Raw genomic sequence first — 19,886 nt, 5'->3', positions numbered from 1 at the left:
CAGTCGACCCCGTTCGTGTCGTCCGGCAGAAGAAAGTGGCGAGCGCCAGGTGGACGTCCAGAAGAAGCTCGACGAGATCGTCACGGCCGTCACCGGCGCCCGGTCCATGCCGATGTCCGCCTCCTGCGTGATCAACCGCGCCGAGCTGCTCGCCCTGCTCGAGGAGCTCCGCGCCGGGCTGCCCGGCTCGCTCGCCCGCGCGCAGGAGCTCATCGGCGACCGCGAGCAGATGGTCGCCGAGGCCCGTGAGGAGGCCGAGCGGATCATCGAGTCGGCGCGTGCCCACCGCGGTTCGCTGATCTCCGACACCGAGGTCGCCCGGCAGTCCCAGGAGGAGGCCGACCGGATCCTCGCCGAGGCCCGCCGGCAGGCCGGTGAGGTCCGCGCCGAGGCCGACGACTACGTCGACAGCAAGCTCGCCAACTTCGAGGTCGTCCTCACCAAGACCATCGGCTCCGTCGACCGGGGCCGCGAGAAGCTGCTGGGCCGCACGGACGGGGACGGCGGCTACGGAGGGCCGGAGGGGGACGCGGACGCCCCGGAGCCCAGCTCCGACCCCCGTATCCAGCGGCAGCAGGCCGACGCCTACGTCGACGCGAAGCTCGGTGCCGTCTCGGCGGTCCTGAGCAAGACGCTGGAGGCCGTCGGCCGCGGCCGCGAGAAGCTCCTCGGCTCCCGCCCGGCCGACGAGCTGGGCGCCCACATGGCCGCCCAGGACGGCTTCCACGCCGCCCGCCCCACCAGCGACGCCGACTTCCTCGCGGGACTGGCCGCGCCCCAGGCGGAGGCCGCCCAGGAGTCCGCCGCCGCGCCCCACGGGGCGCCCCATGCGGCGCCCCAGGCGGGCTACGACGGCTACTACGAGCCGCAGGGCTACGGAGCCGACCCGTACGTCTACCAGCAGCAGTACGAGGCGGACGGCTCCCACGGGCAGCAGGCGGACCCGTACGCGGTCCAGGGCGGCTACCACCAGGCCGACCCGTACGCCTGGCCCTCCCCGGCCCCGGGCGACGGCTACGGGGCTCAGGGCGGCTACGTGCCCCAGCAGCACCAGTCCGCACAGCATCAGCCCGCACAGCACCAGTCGGCGCAGCATCAGCCGCCGCAGCACCACCTCGCCCAGGACCGGCCCCAGGCGGGCACGGCGCTGGACGAGACGAGCCTCTTCGACACGTCGATGATCGACCTGGAGCAGCTCCGCCGTTACGAACAGGGCCGCTGACCGGCGCCGTACGACGGCCGATTGGGTCTACGGCGACCCGTCCAGTATCCTGGCTCTTCGGTCGCGTGTGCATTCGCGATCTCGGCTGCCCTCATCGCATGCGTCACCGCATTCGGTCCGGGCCGCCGTCACCGCAGCGTAGAAAGCAGGAAGCCCTGAACGCCCGCCTCGATCACCGTTCCCCTCTCGTGTTCGACACACGCGAGCTGGGTCGGCGTCCCGGTGCGCTGAAGAGGGTCTCCCGCTCCGTACCGGCCCCCGATCACCTCGGTATCGAGGTCATCTCCGTGGCCGAGGGCGCGACCGTCGAGCTCGACCTCCGACTGGAGTCGGTCATGGAAGGGGTGCTTGTCACAGGCACCGCCCGTGCACCGCTCACCGGGGAGTGCGTAAGGTGTCTGGAGCCGCTCGAGCGTGAGCTCGAAGTGGACTTCCAGGAGATGTACTCCTACCCCGACGCCGATGACCGGAGCCGCCCCGCGGATACCGGCGACGACGCCGAGGAAGACGAAGAGGACATGCTCTTTCTCGAGGCCGACTTGCTCGACCTCGAACCCGTGCTGCGTGACGCGGTGGTGCTCGCACTGCCGCTGCAGCCGGTGTGCCAGGACGACTGCCCCGGCCTGTGCTCCGAGTGCGGAGCGCGGCTGGCGGACGACCCGGACCACCACCACGAGACCGTCGACATTCGTTGGGCGGCACTGCAGGGACTCGCCGGTTCCGACCAGGACGGCGAGAAGGACAACGCACCCCGCTCCGTCGGGGATGACTCACAGGAGAAGTAGCCGTGGCTGTTCCGAAGCGGAAGATGTCGCGCAGCAACACGCGCCACCGCCGGTCGCAGTGGAAGGCTGCGGTCACCCCCCTGGTGGCGTGCGAGCGCTGCCACGAGCCGAAGCAGCAGCACATCGCGTGCCCGAGCTGCGGCACCTACAACAAGCGCCAGGTCCTCGAGGTCTGATCGGCGGGTGACAGGCTCCATGTCAGACGCCACTACGCCGAAGAGGGCGCCGGCGGACACGGCCTCGTCTCACACGCTTCTGGAAGGGCGGCTCGGGTACAAACTCGAGACCGCCCTTCTGGTGCGTGCGCTGACCCACCGTTCCTACGCGTACGAGAACGGCGGTCTGCCGACCAACGAGCGCCTGGAGTTCCTCGGGGACTCCGTCCTGGGCCTCGTGGTCACGGACACGCTCTACCGCATCCACCCCGACCTGCCCGAGGGCCAGCTGGCCAAGCTGCGGGCCGCGGTGGTCAACTCCCGTGCACTGGCGGAGGTGGGCCGTGGGCTCGACCTCGGCTCCTTCATCCGGCTCGGCCGCGGTGAAGAGGGCACGGGCGGCCGCAACAAGGCGTCCATCCTCGCGGACACCCTGGAAGCGGTCATCGGTGCGGTCTATCTCGACCAGGGTCTCGAGGCTGCTGCCGAGCTGGTTCACCGGCTCTTCGATCCGCTGATCGAGAAGTCCTCGAACCTCGGCGCCGGCCTGGACTGGAAGACCAGCCTCCAGGAGCTGACCGCGACGGAGGGACTCGGCGTGCCCGAGTACCTGGTCTCCGAGACCGGTCCGGACCACGAGAAGACCTTCACGGCTGCTGCCCGCGTCGGTGGTGTCGCGTACGGCACCGGCACCGGCCGCAGCAAGAAGGAAGCGGAGCAGCAGGCGGCGGAAGCCGCCTGGCGCGCCATCCACGAGGCGGCGGAGGCTCGCACGGCCGCCGCCGCGAAGGCCGAGGCCGTGCAGAAGAAGGCCGAAGCCGTGGACAAGGCGGAGGCCGGCAAGGCCGAAGCCGCGGAGCAGGCCGGGGTCGAGACGACCGAGGCCGACGCCGCATCCTGACGCACACGTCCCCGAACGCCGGGCGCCCCTGACTCCAGGGCCGCCCGGCGTTCGGCGAACGTGCCGCCGCAGTGAGCAGTGAGCGTACGCAGTGGGCAGTGCGCCGTACCGGCTCGCCGAGGCGCCGCAGTACCGAAGCATCGAAGTGCCGAAGCACCGACCGCAGCATCCGCGGGAGCCGCCGTATCCGGCCGGCGCCCGCGAGCCCTTCCCGGAGGAGCACCGTGCCCGAACTGCCCGAGGTCGAGGTCGTCCGGCGCGGGCTGGCGCAGTGGGCCTGCGGCCGCACCGTGGCCGACGTCCAGGTGCTGCACCCCCGGGCGATCCGGCGCCACCTCGCCGGGCCCGAGGACTTCGCCGCCCAGCTGGCCGGCCGCCGCCTCGGCGTGGCCCGGCGGCGCGGCAAGTACCTCTGGCTGCCGCTGGAGACGGAAGGCCCCACGACCCCCGACCGGGCGGTCCTCGCCCACCTCGGCATGAGCGGCCAGCTCCTCGTCCAGCCGCACGAGGCCCCCGACGAGAAGCACCTGCGCATCCGCATTCGGTTCGACGACACCGCCGGCACGGAGCTGCGCTTCGTCGACCAGCGCACCTTCGGCGGGCTCTCCCTGCACGACACGGTGCCCGGCGACCCCGAGGGGCTCCCCGACGTCATCGCGCACATCGCCCGCGACCCGCTCGACCCCGCCTTCGACGACGAGGCCTTCCACGCCGCGCTGCGCCGGCGCCGTACGACGCTCAAGCGGGCCCTGCTCGACCAGTCGCTCATCAGCGGGGTCGGCAACATCTACGCGGACGAGGCGCTGTGGCGCTCCCGGCTGCACTACGACCGGCCCACCGCGACCCTGACCCGGCCGCGCAGCGCCGAACTGCTCACGCACATCCGCGAGGTCATGAACGAAGCCCTCGCCGTCGGCGGCACCAGCTTCGACAGCCTCTACGTCAACGTGAACGGCGAGTCCGGCTACTTCGACCGCTCGCTGGACGCGTACGGGCGGGAGGACGAGCCGTGCCGCCGCTGCGGTACGGCCATGCGCCGCCGCCCCTGGATGAACCGCTCCAGCTACTTCTGCCCGCGCTGCCAGCGCCCTCCGCGCCCGCGCGCCGCGTAGCTCCGCACCCCGGCGTCACGTAGGTCTACGCCCCGGCGCCGCGTGGCTCTACGCCCCGCACGCCTCGCGCTTCGCGTCGTACGTCTTCCGGGCTGCGAGGATCTCCGGCATGCGCTCCTCCAGCAGCCCGACCAGCCCCAGGAGGCGGTCGGCGACGTCCTGCCCCAGCGGCGTGAGCGCGTAGTCCACGCGGGGCGGGTTGGTCGGCTGCGCCTCGCGGTGCACCAGGCCGTCGCGCTCCAGTGCGTGCAGGGTCTGGGACAGCATCTTCTCGCTCACGCCGTCGACCCGGCGGCGCAGCTCGTTGAAGCGCAGCGTGCTCTCGTGCAGGGCCACGACCGTCAGCGCGCCCCATCGTCCCGTGACGTGCTCCAGAGTGCCGCGCGAGGGGCAGGAGCGGGCGAACACGTCGAAGGCCAGGTCCGGGTCCATGGCCGCAAGCATACTCCCGCACAGCGCTAACCTCTGGATTGCGCTTTCTAAAAGTTAGTGCTTTCCTTCTGGTCGTGCCGCTCGGCACGCGCCGCCGTGTGCCGCCCGGCATGCACCCGTTCATTGGAGGCCCCCATGACCGCCGCCCTGCCCCAGCCCGTCGTCTCCGTCGCCTACCACTCCGGCTTCGGTCACACCGCCGTCCTCGCCGAGGCCGTCCGCGACGGTGCCGCCGACACCGGCGTGACCGTCCACCTGGTCAAGGTCGACGAGATGACGGACGCCGAGTGGGCGCAGCTCGACGGGTCCGACGCGATCATCTTCGGCTCGCCCACCTACATGGGCACCGCCAGCGCCGCCTTCCACGCCTTCGCCCAGCAGACCTCCGGCCGCTGGGCCGACCGCGCCTGGCAGGACAAGATCGCCGCAGGGTTCACCAACTCCGCATCCAAGAGTGGCGACAAGCTGGCCACCCTGCAGTACTTCTCGCTCCTGGGCGCGCAGCACGGCATGCACTGGGTGGGCCTCAACCTGCTGCCCGGCTGGAACAGCTCCGTGGCCTCCGAGAACGACCTCAACCGCCTCGGCTTCTTCCTCGGTGCGGCAGCACAGAGCAACGCCGACCAGGGCACCGAGGGCGTCCACAAGGCGGACATCCTGACCGCCGAGCACCTCGGCGCGCGGGTCGCCGAGGCCGCCCGGGTCGTGATCGCCGGCCGCGCCGCACTCTGATCCGCCGGAACGCCCCACGGGCCGTCAGGCGCGGCATGGGGCGGGCCTTGGGCGAGCCCCGCATGGGGCGGCCCGACAGCAGTCGCACGGGGCGGATCCTGCCCGCCGCACGGGGCGCGCTGCGGGCACCGCATGAGGCGGCCTTCGTGCCACCATGCCGCCTCATGCCGCCTCATGCCGCCGCATGGGGCGGGCCCGCCGCGGCGCCCCATGCAGCGGTCAGTAGCCGAAGTCCTGCGTCCACCAGGGGCCGCTCGCGCTGGTGTTCAGCCCGATGCCCAGGGTGCGGTAGTCGCGGTTGAGGATGTTCGCCCGGTGGCCTGCGCTGCGCATCCAGGCGTCCATCACGGCGTGGGCGTCCGGGTGGCCGCGGGCGATGTTCTCCCCGCCGAGGTTCCGGATGCCGTGCTTGGCGGCGCGGTCCCAGGGCGTGCGGCCGTCCGGGTCCGTGTGGTTGAAGAATCCGCGCCGCGCCATGTCGTCGCTGAACGCCTGGGCGAGCCCCGTCAGCCGGGCGCTGGCCTTCAGCGGCCTGAGGCCCGCCTTCGCCCGCTCCTGATTGACCAGGGCGAGCAACTGCCGTGCCACGGACGGGTACAGAGCGGCCTGGTCGGCCGTCTGCTGTTCCTGGCCGACGGGCTGCGCGTGATCGGCGACCCGGGTCCGCCCCTGGGCCTGGGCCTGGGCTTGAGCATCGGGTGCCGGGGCCGCACCTTCCCGGCCCGGATCGCCGGCGGCCTGCGCGTCGCCGGAGCCGCCGTCCGGCCCCGTACGCCCTTCGCTGCCCGGATCGCTGCCCGCCCCACGCTGCCCCGGAGCCGCGTCGGCAGGCGCTGCCGGCGGGCCGGACGGGGAGGAGGCGGAGCCGACGGGCACCGCGGTGTCCCCGCGCGGCGCGGGAGGCCGTTCGGCGTTGCGGCTCACATGCGACTGGCCGCGGCCGGAAGACCCTGCGTCGGGCCGCGTGAACTCGGTGACGGGCGGCTCTTCGGTCCGCACCTGCCCGCCGCCGTGGCCGTCGTTGCCGAGCTGGAGGGTGCCCCCTCCGGAGAACAGGCCGGAGGTCATCGCGACCACGCCCATGGCCATGGCGGCGGACGCGCCCAGTAGCCCCGTACGCACAGGGGTCTTCGGCCGGGCGCGCGGGCGCCGGGGATCGGGGGGCCATTCCGCGGCCGTGGCGCCGGGATCACCGGAGGGGTCGGGGGCGGAGGCGCCGCTCGTCCTCCCGGCGTGCGGGGGAGCGGGGACGGGGCTGCCTGCGGTCCTGGGGGCAGAGCGTCGGTGGCGACCCATCCGCTGCCTTCCTTACGTGTTCGGCTCGTTGTGCGTCACTCGTACGGGGAGGGGAGACCTTGTCGAGCGGCGACTGTACGGCAATAGACGCGGGGTCGAAGTGCTGATTATGCAATTGGCCGGTTAGCGTGCAGACATGAACGAGAATGTCCGTCTCACGGCGTGGGTCCGTGGACATGTGCAAGGTGTCGGCTTCCGGTGGTTCACGCGGGAGAACGCCTTGCGCATCGGAGCGCTCGCAGGCTTCGCGTCGAATCTGGCCGACGGCAGGGTCCAGGTCGTCGCGGAGGGCCCGCGCGAGGGGTGCGAACTTCTGCTCGATTGGCTGCGGGCGGGCGACACGCCCGGGCGGGTCGAAGGGGTGACCGAGATCTGGGGTGACCCGCGGGGCGGTTATGACGGGTTCGAGATCCGCTGACCATAACGGTTCGGAAAACGGGAAATCGCCCGGGAGGGTGCGCGCGGGGGCCGTGAAGAACGGGGGCCGAGGGTCACGATGACCTTAGTGATATGCCTTTGGCATATGCGTGAGGGAGAAATTCCCTGATGGTTGCCAAGACGGCCCCGGCGTGGAAGGCTGCGAGGCAACGGATGATCTCCACGCCCCTCCGGGCCCCGGCCGTGCCGGCGCCGCGCATTGACCGCCGCGCCCCCCGGGACGCCCGCGGATACGGGGTGTGATCGTGTTGACCGTCAAACTTTTTGGTGAGACTCTGGAAGCCCCGCGCACCTTAGCTGTTTGGCATTGAAGACTGCAGTAGCGATGGCAGACACCGCGGGTGCGAATCCCTCACGACCCACACCGCTTCGGTCGGTCACTCAGTGTGGAGGACCATCCATCATGGCAAAGGCGCTTCTCGGTTACGTCGGCGGCTCCGACCCCCGAGTCCTCGCCGAGATGCGACGGCTTCAGCAGCGTGTCCAGGACCTCGAATCCGAGCTCATCCGGATGCAGGCCGAGAATGACGCGCTGTCTGCCGCCGCTCACCACGGCGACTCGCTGCTCGACAGCATCGACGTTTCCAAGGCGGAGCCTGCGCTCGCCTGACCAGAGGCCCTGCCCCGGGGGCCGGTCGGGCTGCACTGTCAGCCGCTTGAGAGTTGCAAGGGACGCTTCGGCGTCCCTTCGTCATTTCTGATCATCGTATCGTCGTGGTGTTTCCCAGCGGTTGCGGCTATTTTTTCCCACTTTTCGGTGCGCTCTTAACGACTGATGTGCCCTGCCCCTTCCCAGGTGAAACCAATTGAAGGGCGCGGCACGCCAGCATGCCGTCCGGGGCGGCTCCCGCAGAGGCCCGGCCGGTAGAGTCCTACCGCGTGCACCTCAAGAGCCTGACCCTGCGGGGGTTCAAATCCTTCGCCTCCGCGACGACCCTGCGCTTCGAACCCGGGATCACCTGCGTCGTGGGGCCCAACGGCTCCGGCAAGTCCAATGTCGTCGACGCCTTGTCCTGGGTCATGGGCGAGCAGGGGGCCAAGTCCCTGCGCGGCGGCAAGATGGAAGACGTGATCTTCGCCGGGACGACCGGCCGCCCTCCGCTGGGTCGCGCGGAGGTCTCCCTCACGATCGACAACTCCGACGGGGCCCTGCCGATCGACTACTCCGAGGTCACCATCACGCGGATCATGTTCCGCAACGGCGGCAGCGAGTATCAGCTCAACGGCGACACCTGCCGGCTGCTCGACATCCAGGAACTGCTCTCGGACTCCGGCATCGGCCGCGAGATGCACGTCATCGTCGGCCAGGGCCAGCTCGACTCCGTGCTGCACGCCGACCCCACCGGCCGCCGCGCCTTCATCGAGGAGGCGGCGGGCGTCCTCAAGCACCGCAAGCGCAAGGAGAAGGCGCTGCGGAAGCTCGATGCGATGCGCGCGAACCTCGCCCGCGTCCAGGACCTCACCGACGAGCTCCGCAGGCAGCTCAAGCCGCTCGGCCGGCAGGCGGCCGTCGCGCGCCGAGCCGCCGTCATCCAGGCCGATCTGCGCGACGCGCGCCTGCGGCTCCTCGCCGACGACCTCGTCACCCTCCGGGAGGCGCTGCGGGCCGAGCTGGCCGACGAGGCCGCCCTCAAGGCCCGCAAGGACGGCGCCGAGGCCGAGCTGAAGGCCGCCCTGCAGCGTGAGGCGGTCCTGGAGGAGCAGGTGCGCACGCTCGCCCCGCGCCTGGCCGCCGCCCAGCAGACCTGGTACGAGCTCTCGCGCCTCGCCGAGCGCGTGCGCGGCACGATCGGACTCGCCGACGCGCGCGTCACCAGCGCCACCTCCGCCCCCGCCGAGGAGCGGCGCGGCCGCGAACCGGAGGACCTGGAGCGCGAGGCGGCTCGCGTCCGCGAGCAGGAGGCCGAGCTGGAGGCCGCCTTGGAGGCGGCGAGCCGCGCTCTGGAGGACACCACCGAGCACCGTGCGGCTCTGGAGCGGCAGCTGGCGGACGAGGAGCGCCGCCTGCGCGACGCCGCCCGCGCCATCGCCGACCACCGCGAGGAGCTCGCCCGGCTCCAGGGCCGCGTCACCGCCGCTCGCGGCCGGGCGGCGTCCGCGCAGGCCGAGATCGACCGGCTGGCCGCCGCCCGTGACGAGGCCCGGGAGCGGGCGGCCGCCGCCCAGGAGGAGTACGAGCGGCAGCAGGCCGAGGTCGAGGGACTCGACGCGGGGGACGCCGAGCTGGCCGGCCGGCACGAGGCCGCCAAGCGGGAACTGGCCGCCGCGGAGGCCGCGCTGACCGAGGCGCGCGAGGAGGCCACCGCCACCGAACGCCGCCGCGCGGCGACGGGCGCCCGCCGCGACGCGCTCGCCCTGGGCCTGCGCCGCAAGGACGGCACGGGGGCGCTGCTGGCGGCGCAGGATCGTTTGTCCGGGCTGCTGGGCCCGGCGGCCGAGCTGCTGACCGTCGCCCCCGGCTACGAACTGCCCGTCGCGGCGGCCCTCGGCGCCGCGGCCGACGCCCTCGCCGTCACCGACACCGCCACGGCGGCCGAAGCGCTGCGGCTGCTGCGCAAGCAGGACGCCGGGCGGGCGGCGCTCGTCGTGGCGCGGGGCCTGGAGCGCGGTGCGGCAGCGGCCTCCTCGCCGGGCCCCGTGCAGCCGCCCGCACGGGGCGGAGCGAACGCCGCCCCATGCGGCCCCCGCCCCGCCCTCGACCTCGTCGACGGGCCCGCCCCCGTCCTCGACGCCGTGCGCGCGCTCCTGCGCGACGTCGTGGTCGTCCCGACGCTGGAGGACGCCGAGGAACTGGTCGGCGAACGGCCCGGGGCCGTCGCCGTCACGGCCGAGGGCGACCTGCTCGGGGCCCACTTCGCGCAGGGCGGCTCCGGCGGCGCGCCGAGCCTCCTGGAGGTCCAGGCCGCCGTCGACGAGGCCACCGCCGAACTGACCGGCCTGGACGCACGGTGCGAGAGCCTGCAGGAGGCCCAGCACGCCGCGGCCGCACGGCGGGCGGAGTGCGCCGCCCGCGTGGAGGAACTGGCCTCCCTGCGCAGCGCGGCCGACCGGGAGAAGTCCCAGGTCGCCCAGGCCCTTGGGCGGCTCGCCGGGCAGGCGCGCGCGGCGGCCGACGAGGCCGGGCGGACGGCCGCGGCCGTGGCCCGTGCCGAGGAAGCCCTCGCACGGGCCGGCGAGGAGGCCGAGGAGCTGGCCGAGCGGCTGGCCGTCGCCGAGGAGTCCGCCCCGGCCGAGGGCGACGGGGAGCCCGACACCTCCGTACGGGACCGGCTCGCCGCGGACGGCGCCAACGCCCGGCAGACGGAGATGGAGGCGCGCCTCCAGGTCCGTACGCACGAGGAGCGCGTCAAGGCCCTCGCGGGGCGGGCGGACGGACTGGACCGGGCGGCCCGTGCCGAGCGCGAGGCGCGGGCCCGCGCGGAGCAGCGGCGCGCCAGGCTGCGGCACGAGGCCCGCGTCGCCACGGCCGTCGCTTCGGGTGCCCGGCAGCTCCTCGCGCACGTCGAGGTCTCCCTCGTGCGCGCCGACGAGGAGAAGCGGAGCGCAGAGGAGGCGAAGGGTGCCCGGGAGCGCGAGCTGACGGCCGAACGCAACCGGGGCCGCGAGCTGAAGAGCGAGCTGGACAAGCTCACCGACACGGTGCACAAGGGCGAGGTGCTCGGCGCGGAGAAGCGGCTGCGCATCGAGCAGCTGGAGGCCAGGGCGCTGGAGGAGCTCGGCGTCGAACCCGCGGGCCTGGTCGCGGAGTACGGGCCGGACCAGCCCGTACCGCCGTCCCCGCCGGCCGAGGGCGAGGAGCTGCCGGAGGACCCGGACCACCCCAGGAACCGCCCCGTGCGGTACGTACGGGCGGAGCAGGAGAAGCGGCTCCGTGCCGCCGAGCGCGCCTATCAGCAGCTGGGCAAGGTCAATCCGCTGGCGCTGGAGGAGTTCGCGGCGCTGGAGGAGCGGCACAAGTTCCTCTCCGAGCAACTGGAGGACCTCAAGAAGACCCGCAGCGACCTGCTCCAGGTCGTCAAGGACGTGGACAAGCGCGTCGAAGAGGTCTTCACGGAGGCGTACCGGGACACGGCCCGGGAGTTCGAAGGCGTCTTCTCCCGCCTCTTCCCCGGCGGCGAGGGGCGGCTCGTCCTCACCGACCCGGACGACATGCTGGCCACCGGCGTGGACGTCGAGGCGCGGCCTCCCGGCAAGAAGGTCAAGCGCCTGTCGCTGCTGTCGGGCGGGGAACGCTCGCTGACGGCGGTGGCGCTGCTGGTCGCGATCTTCAAGGCGCGGCCGAGCCCGTTCTACGTGATGGACGAGGTCGAGGCGGCCCTGGACGACACCAACCTCCAGCGGCTGATCGGGATCATGAAGGAGCTGCAGGAGAGTTCGCAGCTGATCGTGATCACGCACCAGAAGCGGACGATGGAGGTCGCCGACGCGCTCTACGGCGTCTCGATGCAGGGCGACGGCGTCTCGAAGGTGATCAGCCAGCGACTCCGTTGATCTTGAAATCGCGTGTCGGCGGCTTCACTTCTTCAAGTGTTGAACTCAACGCGTGAGAAGCCTCCTGGAAACTTCTTGGTTACGACCTATTGACTTAAGAAGATGAAGACATAGGGTCTGCAGCGTTGCTAATACCTTCAAGTGGTGGGCCCCCAAGTCCTGTGCCCCACTTGAAGTGCCAGCCCCCCACGCCCGGCAGTGCCGCCGGGCCTCAGGAGTACACGTTGACCAGCACTGCGACGGCGCAGGGGTCCGAGGGCCGCAAGGCCCAGCCGGATCACCTCGGGCATGTCATCTTCATCACCGCGGCCGCGGCCATGGGTGGCTTTCTCTTCGGCTACGACAGCTCCGTGATCAACGGCGCGGTCGAGGGCATTCGCGGGAAGTACGACATCGGCTCCGCAGCCCTGGCCCAGGTCATCGCCATCGCCCTCATCGGCTGCGCCATCGGCGCCGCCACCGCGGGCCGGCTCGCGGACCGCATAGGCCGGATCCGCGTCATGCAGATCTCTGCGACGCTCTTCACGATCAGCGCCGTCGGCTCGGCCCTGCCGTTCGCCCTGTGGGACCTGGCGTTCTGGCGCATCCTTGGCGGCATCGCCATCGGCATGGCCTCGGTCATCGGCCCGGCGTACATCGCCGAGGTCTCGCCGCCCGCCTACCGCGGCCGCCTCGGCTCCTTCCAGCAGGCCGCGATCGTCGTCGGCATCGCCGTCTCGCAGCTCGTCAACTGGGGCATCCTCAACCTCGCCGACGGCGACCAGCGCGGTCACCTCATGGGCATCGAGGCATGGCAGCTGATGCTCGGCGTCATGGTCGTCCCGGCCGTCCTCTACGGCCTGCTCTCCTTCGCGATCCCCGAGTCGCCCCGCTTCCTGATCTCCGTCGGCAAGGTCGACAAGGCGAAGAGCGTGCTGGCCGACGTCGAGGGCCACACCGTCGACCTCGACAAGCGCGTCGCCGAGATCGAGCTCGCGATGCACAGCGAGGAGAAGTCCACCTTCAAGGACCTCCTCGGCGGCAAGGCGGGCCTCCTGCCCATCGTCTGGGTCGGCATCGGCCTGTCGGTCTTCCAGCAGCTCGTCGGCATCAACGTGGCCTTCTACTACTCGGCCACCCTCTGGCAGTCCGTCGGCATCGACCCGAGCGACTCCTTCCTGTACTCCTTCACGACGTCGATCATCAACATCGTCGGCACCGTGATCGCGATGATCTTCGTCGACCGGATCGGCCGCAAGCCGCTCGCCCTCGTCGGTTCGGCCGGTATGGCCGTCTCCCTCGCCCTCGAGGCCTGGGCCTTCTCCGCGCAGGCCGCCGACGGCTCCCTGCCGACCACGCAGGGCACGGTCGCCCTCATCGCCGCGCACGCCTTCGTGCTCTTCTTCGCGCTCTCGTGGGGCGTCGTGGTCTGGGTCTTCCTCGGCGAGATGTTCCCCAACCGCATCCGCGCCGCGGCACTCGGCGTCGCCGCCTCCGCCCAGTGGGTCGCCAACTGGGTCATCACCGCGAGCTTCCCGAGCCTGTCGGACTGGAACCTCTCCGGCACGTACATCATCTACACGGTCTTCGCCGTGCTCTCGATCCCCTTCGTGCTCAAGTACGTCAAGGAGACGAAGGGCAAGGCGTTGGAGGAGATGGGCTAACCCCCCCGCCGCCCTCTCCTCAACAGGACGCTGCCCCGGCTCACCGACGAGCCGGGGCAGCGTCCTGTTTGCGTACGGCGACGAGCGGGGCGCCGGTGCGGTGCGCACGGGGCGGGGCGGGGCGGTGGGGAGCGGGGCGTACGGCGGAGACCGTCGGCCCCGTGCGGGCGGGCCTACGACGCCGCGCCCGTCACCGTGGGGCGCGCCCCATGCACTCTCGCTGCGGACGGCGAAGCCGAGCCGCTGCTGCGCGGCGTCCCGCGGGCTCTTGCCCGCCGCGCGCCGCCTCCTGACGCCGCGGTGCTCGGCCGCAGCGCACTTGCCCGGCCCCGCGGGGCGGGCCTCCGGCAGCGTCGTACCCAAGCCGAGCTTTTGCGCGCGGCGTCCCGTCGAGTCCGGGCCCGCCGCTCAACCCTTCCCGCCGCCGCGGCGCTCAGCCCCGACGCGGACGTCCGGCGGTGCCGTACCGGCCTGTTGCCGCCGCTCCCGTCGAACTTCCGGCCGGCGCCTCATGCGCCGCTGCCTTCCGCCCGCCGTGGCGCTCAGCCACAGCGCCGAGGACCGGAGGGGCCGTACCGCCCTGAAACGGGCCCGCAGCAAGCCCGTGGCAGCGGACCGCCGCCCCATGCCGCGCCGCTACGGGCCAGGCACGGAGCCCGGCACGCCGCTCGCCGCGAGGCGAAAACGCGGGTGCCCCCACCGTCAGGACGGTGGGGGCACCCGCGTTCAGCAAGCGGCGGCGGCGCGTCAGGCGCCGACCTTCACGCGCTCCTCGTCGCCGGCGGCGGCACCCGCGGCGTCCGCCGCGGCAACCTCGCGCGGCACCGGCAGCACGGCCATGATCAGCGCCGAGATGGCGATCGTGGCGGCCCAGCCCAGCCCGTACTTGCCGACGAACGTCGAGGCCAGCGGACCGGTGAACCAGTCGCACTTGGTGAAGGAGATGCCCGCGGCCAGCGCGACGGTCCAGGCCGTCATCGCCTGCCAGCAGAAGCCGCCCACGTACCAGTAGCGGCTGGTGCGGCCGGTGTCCATCAGCGCCTCCGCGTCGTAGCGCACGGCGCGGGCCTTGCGGCGCGCCATGTCGACCGTGTAGACGCCGATCCACGCGGAGAAGGAGACCGCGAGCAGGATCAGGAAGGTGATGAACGAGCTGAGGAAGCTCTTCGCGACCAGCATCAGCAGCAGACCGCCGACCAGCGAGATGATGGCGTTGATGCTGACGGCCATGGCGCGGGGCAGCTTCACGCCCATGGTCTGGGCGGTGAAGCCGGCCGAGTACATCGAGAGGCTGTTGATCAGCAGCATGCCGACGATGGCGGTGATCAGGTACGGCACGGCCAGCCAGGTCGGCAGGATGTCGCCGAGGAAGGAGACCGGGTCCGGCGCGTCGGCCAGGCCCGGGGTGGCGACGGCCATGACGGCGCCCATCAGGACCATCGGGACCATCACGATGCCCGCACCGGAGACCGTGGCAGTGACGATCTTCTTGCCGGACGCGGCGTGCGGCAGGTAGCGCGCGAAGTCGGGGCCGGTGGGGACCCAGCTGATACCGCCGGCGGCGATGGTGCCGATGCCGGCGATCATCATCGCGGTGGTGCCGGCCGGCTTGGAGAAGACCTCGTCCCACTTGATGTTGGCGATCAGGTAGACCAGCACCAGGACGCTGAAGACGCCGAAGAGGTACGTCGACCACTTGTTGCACACGTTCAGCGCCTTGCGCCCCATGCCGCTCACGAGGAACGTGCAGGCGACGAAGGCGGTGAGCGTGATGACGATCAGCGGGGTGTTGCTCTTGACGCCGAGGAGCAGGTCGAGAACGGTCAGCACCGCGTAGGCGCCGGTGACCGCGTTGATCGTCTCCCACCCGAAGCGGGCGACCCACAGGATCGCGCCGGGGAAGAGGTTGCCGCGGACGCCGAACGTCGCGCGGGAGAGCATCGCGCCGGGCGCACCGCCCCACTTGCCGGAGACCGACAGGACGCCGACCATGCCGAACGACGCGAGCGCGGCGCAGGCGGCGACGATCAGGACCTGCCAGAAGTTCAGTTCGTTGAAGACCACCAGGGCCGCGCCCATGGTGAGCAGCAGCACGCTGATGTTGGCGGCGACCCAGGTCGGGACGAGCTCACGGACCCGGCCGTGTCGCTCGTGATCCGGAACGGGCTCGATGCCGCGGGTTTCTATCGCGCCGCCGGATTCGGCGGTGGACAGGTTGGACGCGTTGTCCATGTGGGGGGCTCCGTGCGGGTGAAGCGGGGCGGGAAGCCGGGCAGAAAAGGTCTTTGGGGACTCTACGCGCGTCGCACAGCCCCACGCCATCGTACTTTGCTCCAAGTTTAGGCTTTTAGTGCCATTGGTCCTTGTCGCAACCTCCAAAGGCGCACGTCGCCGGCGACGTGACCGGCGAGGCCGCCTCTCGGCGCCGCGGTGTCCGATACTGGGGGCGTTATGGAAATCGTCATCCTTGCTGTAGTCATCGCTGTGGTCGCGCTCGGCGCGATCAGCGGGCTCGTGGTCAGCAGCCGTAAGAAGAAGCAGCTGCCCCCGGCCCCGCCGAGCAGCCCGTCCGTCACCGCGCCGCCCGCCGAGCCCCACGTCGGCGAGGAGGCCGAGACCCCCAGCGCCGAGCCGCGCCGGACCGTGGAGGAGGTCGAGCTCCCGGCCCCCGAGGCGCCGGCCGCCGAAGCCCCCGCCGAGGCGCCCGCCGCACCGGCCGAGCCCGAGGCGCCCGCCGCGCCCGCGGTCGAGGTGCCCGAGCCCACCGCCGGCCGCCTCGTGCGGCTGCGCACCCGTCTTTCGCGTTCCCAGAACTCCCTCGGCAAGGGTCTGCTGACCCTGCTGTCCCGCGAGCACCTCGACGAGGACACGTGGGAGGAGATCGAGGACACCCTGCTGACCGCCGACGTCGGCGTCGCCCCCACGCAGGAGCTCGTCGAGCGCCTGCGCGAGCGCGTGAAGGTGCTCGGCACCCGTACCCCCGAGGAGCTGCGCGCCCTGCTCCGCGAGGAGCTGCTGGCCCTCATCGGCACCGACGCCGACCGCAGCGTCCACACCGAGCCCGGCGTGGGCGTGAACGGTGAGGAGAAGCCCGGCGTCGTCATGGTCGTCGGCGTCAACGGCACCGGTAAGACCACCACCACGGGCAAGCTCGCGCGCGTGCTCGTCGCCGACGGCAAGTCCGTCGTCCTCGGTGCCGCCGACACCTTCCGTGCGGCCGCTGCCGACCAGCTGCAGACCTGGGGCGAGCGCGTGGGCGCCCGCACGGTCCGCGGGCCCGAGGGCGGCGACCCGGCGTCGATCGCCTTCGACGCCGTCAAGGAGGGCATCGCCGAGAACGCCGACGTCGTCCTGGTCGACACGGCCGGCCGCCTGCACACCAAGACCGGCCTCATGGACGAGCTCGGCAAGGTCAAGCGGGTCGTCGAGAAGCACGGCTCGGTCGACGAGGTGCTGCTCGTCCTGGATGCCACCACCGGTCAGAACGGCCTCGTGCAGGCGCGCGTCTTCGCCGAGGTCGTCAACATCACCGGCATCGTCCTCACCAAGCTCGACGGCACCGCCAAGGGCGGCATCGTCGTGGCCGTCCAGCGCGAGCTGGGCGTGCCCGTGAAGCTCGTCGGCCTGGGCGAGGGCGCGGACGACCTCGCGCCGTTCGAGCCCGAGGCGTTCGTCGACGCGCTCATCGGCGACTGACGCGCCGTACGCCCGTCCGCGACGCCCGTCCGCGACGGCCGGCCCCGCCGGAACGCCCCGAGGCGCTCCGCAGGCCGGGCGGGCGGCGTCCGGGTGAGAAAGGGCCCCCTCCGCAGGTGCAGCTGCGGAAGGGGCCCTTTCGCGTGGGGCCCGGCCGGAAGGCCGCCGGGGCTCAGGACGCCGCCGACCGGTGGCACACATACGCGAGGGTGCCGAGGAGCAGCCGGGCGTGCGGGGGGCGGCCCGCGGTGTCCAGCGTGGGCGGGCGGAGCCAGCGCATGGGGCCGAGGCCGGCGTGGTCCGACGGCGGTGCGGTGACGTGCTCCCCGGGGCCCAGGCAGCGCAGGTCGAGCCGGGCGTCGTCCCAGCCCATGCGGTAGAGCAGCTGGGGGAGCTCGCCGGCGGCGCCGGGGGCGACGAAGAACAGCGCCCGGCCGTGCGGCGTGAGGGCCACGGGGCCGAGCGGCAGCCCCATGCGCTCCAGCCGGGCCAGGGCGTGCCGCCCGGCCGCCTCGGCGACCTCCAGGACGTCGAAGGAGCGCCCCACGGGCAGCAGCACGGCCGCACCCGGCACCTCGGCCCATGCGGCCGCCGCCGCGTCCAGCGTGGCGCCCGCGGGCACGCGTGGGGCGAAGGAGAGCGGGTGCGCGCCGGGGGAGGGGCAGTCGTCGGCGCCGCACGAGCAGACCGCGCCGGCCGGGCGACCGCTGCGGGAGGCGCGGGCGCCGGGCACCACATCCCACCCCCACAGGCCGGTGTACTCCGCCACCGTCGTGACGCACTCGTACGCGCGTCCGCGGCGCCGAGAGCTCGAGCGCAGGTCCCGGATGCCGCCGATTGTGAAGCCCATGCCCCCTCCAACGGGTCGTGCTCGCGGATGGTTACGAGTCGGAGTGTCTCGGACACGGACCGTTGCCGAATCCCTTCCGGGGGCGGCGCGACGGTGTGCGACGGGTAGTGCGGTGCCGACCATGCGCCGGGGCGTGCGTCGATCCACTCTGTCCCTGGGCCCTCCCTGATCGTCCCGTGTCAAGTCAATCGCGTGGAGGTGCGGTTGAGTTCATTCCTTGGGGTGGCGAATGGTGGCGTTTACTGGACTGCTCTCGCGTCAGCCGTGATCGTAGGATTACTTTCGGTGCACGAATCCACGGGAGATGCGCCCCGCCGGTGGGTATGCCGGAGGCATGAACCGTCTCGTCGCCCGGCCGGAATTCCTCGCGGCCCGGGGTGCATCGCCGCACGGGCCGCCGTAAAAAGCGGCAAGCTGTGCGTGGTTCACACGGTTCACGCACAGACAGCAGAGTTCGGGATGGGGGCTTCCAGGTGGGCGGCAACGGCAGCGGCACCGGCGGTGCCGAGAAGGCTGACAAGCGCCCCAACGAGCAGTTGGGCTCCTGGTTCCTGCGCAGCGGATGGTCCAAGGGCGAGCTCGCGCGGCAGGTCAACCGCAGGGCGCGGCAGTTGGGAGCCCATCACATCAGCACGGACACCTCGCGCGTGCGCCGCTGGCTCGACGGCGAGCAGCCGCGCGAGCCCATCCCGAAGATCCTCTCCGAGCTGTTCTCCGAGCGCTTCGGCTGCGTCGTCGGCATCGAGGACATCGGCCTGCGCACCGCCCACCAGTCCCCGTCCGTCTCCGGCGTCGACCTGCCCTGGGCGGGCCCGCAGACCGTCGAGCTGATCAGCGAGTTCTCCCGCAGCGACCTGATGCTCGCGCGGCGCGGCTTCCTCGGCGCCTCGCTCGCCCTGTCGGCCGGCCCCGCGCTCATCGAGCCCATGCAGCGCTGGCTGGCCCCCGGCCCCGGCGGCAGGGACGGCTCCGGCGCCGCGCAGGACCGCTCCCCGCGCGCGGGCCGCCTCTCCGGCCCCGAGCTCGACCTCCTCGAGTCGACCACCATGATGTTCCGCCAGTGGGACGCCCAGTGCGGCGGCGGTCTGCGCCGCAAGGCCGTCGTCGGCCAGCTCCACGAGGTCACCGATCTCCTCCAGGAGCCCCAGCCCGAGGCCACCTCCAAGAGGCTGTTCCGGGCCGCGGCCGAACTGGCCGAGCTCGCGGGCTGGATGAGCTACGACATCGGCCTGCACCCCACCGCCCAGAAGTACTTCGTCCTGGCGCTCCACGCCGCCAAGGAAGCGGGCGACCGCCCCCTCGGCGCGTACATCCTCTCCAGCATGGGCCGTCAGATGATCCACCTCGGCCGTCCGGACGACGCCCTGGAGCTCATCCACCTCGGCCAGTACGGCTCCCGCGAGACGGCCACCGCACGCACCCAGGCGATGCTGTACGCCGTGGAGGCCCGCGCGTACGCCAACATGGGGCAGCCCTCCAAGTGCAAGCGCGCGGTCAACATGGCGGAGGACTGCTTCTCCGACTGCGCCTCCGGCGACGGCGATCCCGACTGGATCCGCTTCTTCTCCGAGGCCGAGCTCAACGCGGAGAACGCCCATTCCTACCGCGACCTCGCCTATGTGGCCGGCCGCAGCCCCACGTACGCCTCCCTCGCCCGCCCCAAGATGGAGCGCGCCGTCGAGCTCTTCGCGCAGGACACCGAGCACCACCGTTCGTATGCGCTCAACCTCATCGGCATGGCCACCGTCCACCTGATGGAGGGCGAGCCCGAGCAGTCCACGGTCCTCGCCGGCAAGGCCCTCAAGATTGCCAAGCAGGTGCGTTCGGAGCGGGTCAACAACCGGCTCCGCAAGACCGTCGACAACGCCGCGCGCGATTTCGGTGACGTCGCCGAAGTCGTCGCCCTCACCGAGCAGATCACCGTCCACCTGCCGGAATCGGTGGAAGCCGTCCAAGCGGTCTGACCCCACCCGGCCCCCGTACCCGGCCGCGACGCTCCCCCGGACAGCCCGACTCGGCTCCCCCACGCCAGGTCACACCGGGCGGACGTCGCGGCCGGCCCCGTGCGCCGACGCGAGCCGCGCACGGTCGGCGAAGGTTAGCGGTGATCACCCGCCCGCCCCGGCCGATTCA

General features: G+C 72.2%; 16 protein-coding genes. 12 read left to right on the top strand and 4 right to left on the bottom strand.

Features of this window, described 5'->3' with window-relative positions:
- Positions 1-49 precede the first annotated feature (49 nt).
- The 5 genes from NQU55_RS02640 (at position 50) to mutM (ending at position 4,175) form a co-directional block, all read left to right on the top strand.
- Positions 50-1,222, top strand: a complete 1,173-nt coding sequence (locus NQU55_RS02640; RefSeq protein ID WP_168091497.1) for an ATP synthase F0 subunit B — start codon at positions 50-52, stop codon at positions 1,220-1,222.
- 98 nt (positions 1,223-1,320) lie between these two features.
- Positions 1,321-2,007, top strand: coding sequence for a YceD family protein (locus NQU55_RS02635; protein ID WP_168091498.1), 687 nt, complete (start codon positions 1,321-1,323; stop codon positions 2,005-2,007).
- Positions 2,008-2,009: 2 nt separating this feature from the next.
- Positions 2,010-2,183 carry a 50S ribosomal protein L32 gene (gene rpmF, locus NQU55_RS02630; protein ID WP_015657589.1) on the top strand — a complete coding sequence of 58 codons (174 nt, stop codon included), beginning with the start codon at positions 2,010-2,012 and terminating at the stop codon, positions 2,181-2,183.
- 19 nt (positions 2,184-2,202) lie between these two features.
- The gene (rnc, locus tag NQU55_RS02625) at positions 2,203-3,063 is read left to right on the top strand and encodes a ribonuclease III (protein ID WP_168091499.1); all 861 of its coding nucleotides are present in this window, start codon (positions 2,203-2,205) and stop codon (positions 3,061-3,063) included.
- A gap of 224 nt (positions 3,064-3,287) precedes the next feature.
- Positions 3,288-4,175 carry a bifunctional DNA-formamidopyrimidine glycosylase/DNA-(apurinic or apyrimidinic site) lyase gene (gene mutM, locus NQU55_RS02620; protein WP_168091500.1) on the top strand — a complete coding sequence of 296 codons (888 nt, stop codon included), beginning with the start codon at positions 3,288-3,290 and terminating at the stop codon, positions 4,173-4,175.
- 48 nt (positions 4,176-4,223) lie between these two features.
- Here the strand turns inward: mutM and NQU55_RS02615 are convergent, their stop codons facing one another.
- On the bottom strand, positions 4,224-4,607 hold the full coding sequence (locus NQU55_RS02615) for a winged helix-turn-helix transcriptional regulator (protein ID WP_168091501.1): 384 nt from the start codon (positions 4,605-4,607) through the stop codon (positions 4,224-4,226).
- Positions 4,608-4,742: 135 nt separating this feature from the next.
- Here NQU55_RS02615 and NQU55_RS02610 point away from each other — a divergent pair, with 135 nt between their 5' ends.
- Positions 4,743-5,339, top strand: coding sequence for a flavodoxin family protein (locus NQU55_RS02610; RefSeq protein ID WP_168091502.1), 597 nt, complete (start codon positions 4,743-4,745; stop codon positions 5,337-5,339).
- 219 nt (positions 5,340-5,558) lie between these two features.
- Here NQU55_RS02610 and NQU55_RS02605 read toward each other — a convergent pair whose 3' ends face one another.
- A complete protein-coding gene (locus tag NQU55_RS02605; protein WP_256789555.1) occupies positions 5,559-6,461 on the bottom strand; it encodes a CAP domain-containing protein in 903 nt (300 codons plus the stop codon).
- Positions 6,462-6,771: 310 nt separating this feature from the next.
- Between NQU55_RS02605 and NQU55_RS02600 the strand changes: the two genes are divergently transcribed.
- The 4 genes from NQU55_RS02600 to NQU55_RS02585 all read left to right on the top strand — a co-directional run bounded on the left by NQU55_RS02600 (position 6,772) and on the right by NQU55_RS02585 (position 13,207).
- Entirely contained in the window at positions 6,772-7,053 is a 282-nt protein-coding gene (locus NQU55_RS02600) for an acylphosphatase (protein ID WP_058046462.1), read from the top strand.
- Positions 7,054-7,476: 423 nt separating this feature from the next.
- On the top strand, positions 7,477-7,683 hold the full coding sequence (locus tag NQU55_RS02595; protein WP_030369319.1) for a hypothetical protein: 207 nt from the start codon (positions 7,477-7,479) through the stop codon (positions 7,681-7,683).
- Positions 7,684-7,952: 269 nt separating this feature from the next.
- Positions 7,953-11,564, top strand: coding sequence for a chromosome segregation protein SMC (gene smc, locus NQU55_RS02590; RefSeq protein WP_256789552.1), 3,612 nt, complete (start codon positions 7,953-7,955; stop codon positions 11,562-11,564).
- A 224-nt stretch (positions 11,565-11,788) separates the two neighbouring features.
- The gene (locus tag NQU55_RS02585) at positions 11,789-13,207 is read left to right on the top strand and encodes a sugar porter family MFS transporter (protein WP_168092838.1); all 1,419 of its coding nucleotides are present in this window, start codon (positions 11,789-11,791) and stop codon (positions 13,205-13,207) included.
- Between the two features lie 747 nt (positions 13,208-13,954).
- Here NQU55_RS02585 and NQU55_RS02580 read toward each other — a convergent pair.
- Positions 13,955-15,439 carry a purine-cytosine permease family protein gene (locus NQU55_RS02580; protein ID WP_168092839.1) on the bottom strand — a complete coding sequence of 495 codons (1,485 nt, stop codon included), beginning with the start codon at positions 15,437-15,439 and terminating at the stop codon, positions 13,955-13,957.
- 219 nt (positions 15,440-15,658) lie between these two features.
- On the opposite strand from NQU55_RS02580, the gene ftsY reads away from it, so the two are divergent.
- A complete protein-coding gene (ftsY, locus tag NQU55_RS02575; protein ID WP_168092840.1) occupies positions 15,659-16,903 on the top strand; it encodes a signal recognition particle-docking protein FtsY in 1,245 nt (414 codons plus the stop codon).
- 172 nt (positions 16,904-17,075) lie between these two features.
- Here ftsY and NQU55_RS02570 read toward each other — a convergent pair whose 3' ends face one another.
- Positions 17,076-17,753 carry a bifunctional DNA primase/polymerase gene (locus tag NQU55_RS02570; protein ID WP_168092841.1) on the bottom strand — a complete coding sequence of 226 codons (678 nt, stop codon included), beginning with the start codon at positions 17,751-17,753 and terminating at the stop codon, positions 17,076-17,078.
- 473 nt (positions 17,754-18,226) lie between these two features.
- On the opposite strand from NQU55_RS02570, the gene nsdA reads away from it, so the two are divergent.
- Positions 18,227-19,717 (top strand): transcriptional repressor NsdA, encoded by a 1,491-nt coding sequence (gene nsdA / locus NQU55_RS02565; RefSeq protein ID WP_168092842.1) that lies wholly within the window; start codon positions 18,227-18,229, stop codon positions 19,715-19,717.
- The last annotated feature ends 169 nt before the right edge of the window (positions 19,718-19,886 follow it).

Origin of the sequence: Streptomyces telluris, assembly GCF_024519335.1 — a bacterium.
GTDB classification, from domain to species: Bacteria; Actinomycetota; Actinomycetes; order Streptomycetales; family Streptomycetaceae; genus Streptomyces; species Streptomyces telluris.
The sequence above is the reverse complement of the archived record's forward strand: the minus strand, read 5'-3'. Positions and strand labels throughout refer to the sequence as shown.

Coding starts and splice junctions, on each gene's coding strand:
- NQU55_RS02635 (WP_168091498.1), top strand. CDS start 1,321: ATGCGTCACCGCATTCGGTCCGGGCCGCCGTCACCGCAGCGTAGAAAG.
- rnc (WP_168091499.1), top strand. CDS start 2,203: ATGTCAGACGCCACTACGCCGAAGAGGGCGCCGGCGGACACGGCCTCG.
- NQU55_RS02615 (WP_168091501.1), bottom strand. CDS start 4,607: ATGGACCCGGACCTGGCCTTCGACGTGTTCGCCCGCTCCTGCCCCTCG.
- NQU55_RS02610 (WP_168091502.1), top strand. CDS start 4,743: ATGACCGCCGCCCTGCCCCAGCCCGTCGTCTCCGTCGCCTACCACTCC.
- NQU55_RS02600 (WP_058046462.1), top strand. CDS start 6,772: ATGAACGAGAATGTCCGTCTCACGGCGTGGGTCCGTGGACATGTGCAA.
- NQU55_RS02595 (WP_030369319.1), top strand. CDS start 7,477: ATGGCAAAGGCGCTTCTCGGTTACGTCGGCGGCTCCGACCCCCGAGTC.
- NQU55_RS02580 (WP_168092839.1), bottom strand. CDS start 15,439: ATGGACAACGCGTCCAACCTGTCCACCGCCGAATCCGGCGGCGCGATA.
- ftsY (WP_168092840.1), top strand. CDS start 15,659: ATGGAAATCGTCATCCTTGCTGTAGTCATCGCTGTGGTCGCGCTCGGC.
- NQU55_RS02570 (WP_168092841.1), bottom strand. CDS start 17,753: ATGGGCTTCACAATCGGCGGCATCCGGGACCTGCGCTCGAGCTCTCGG.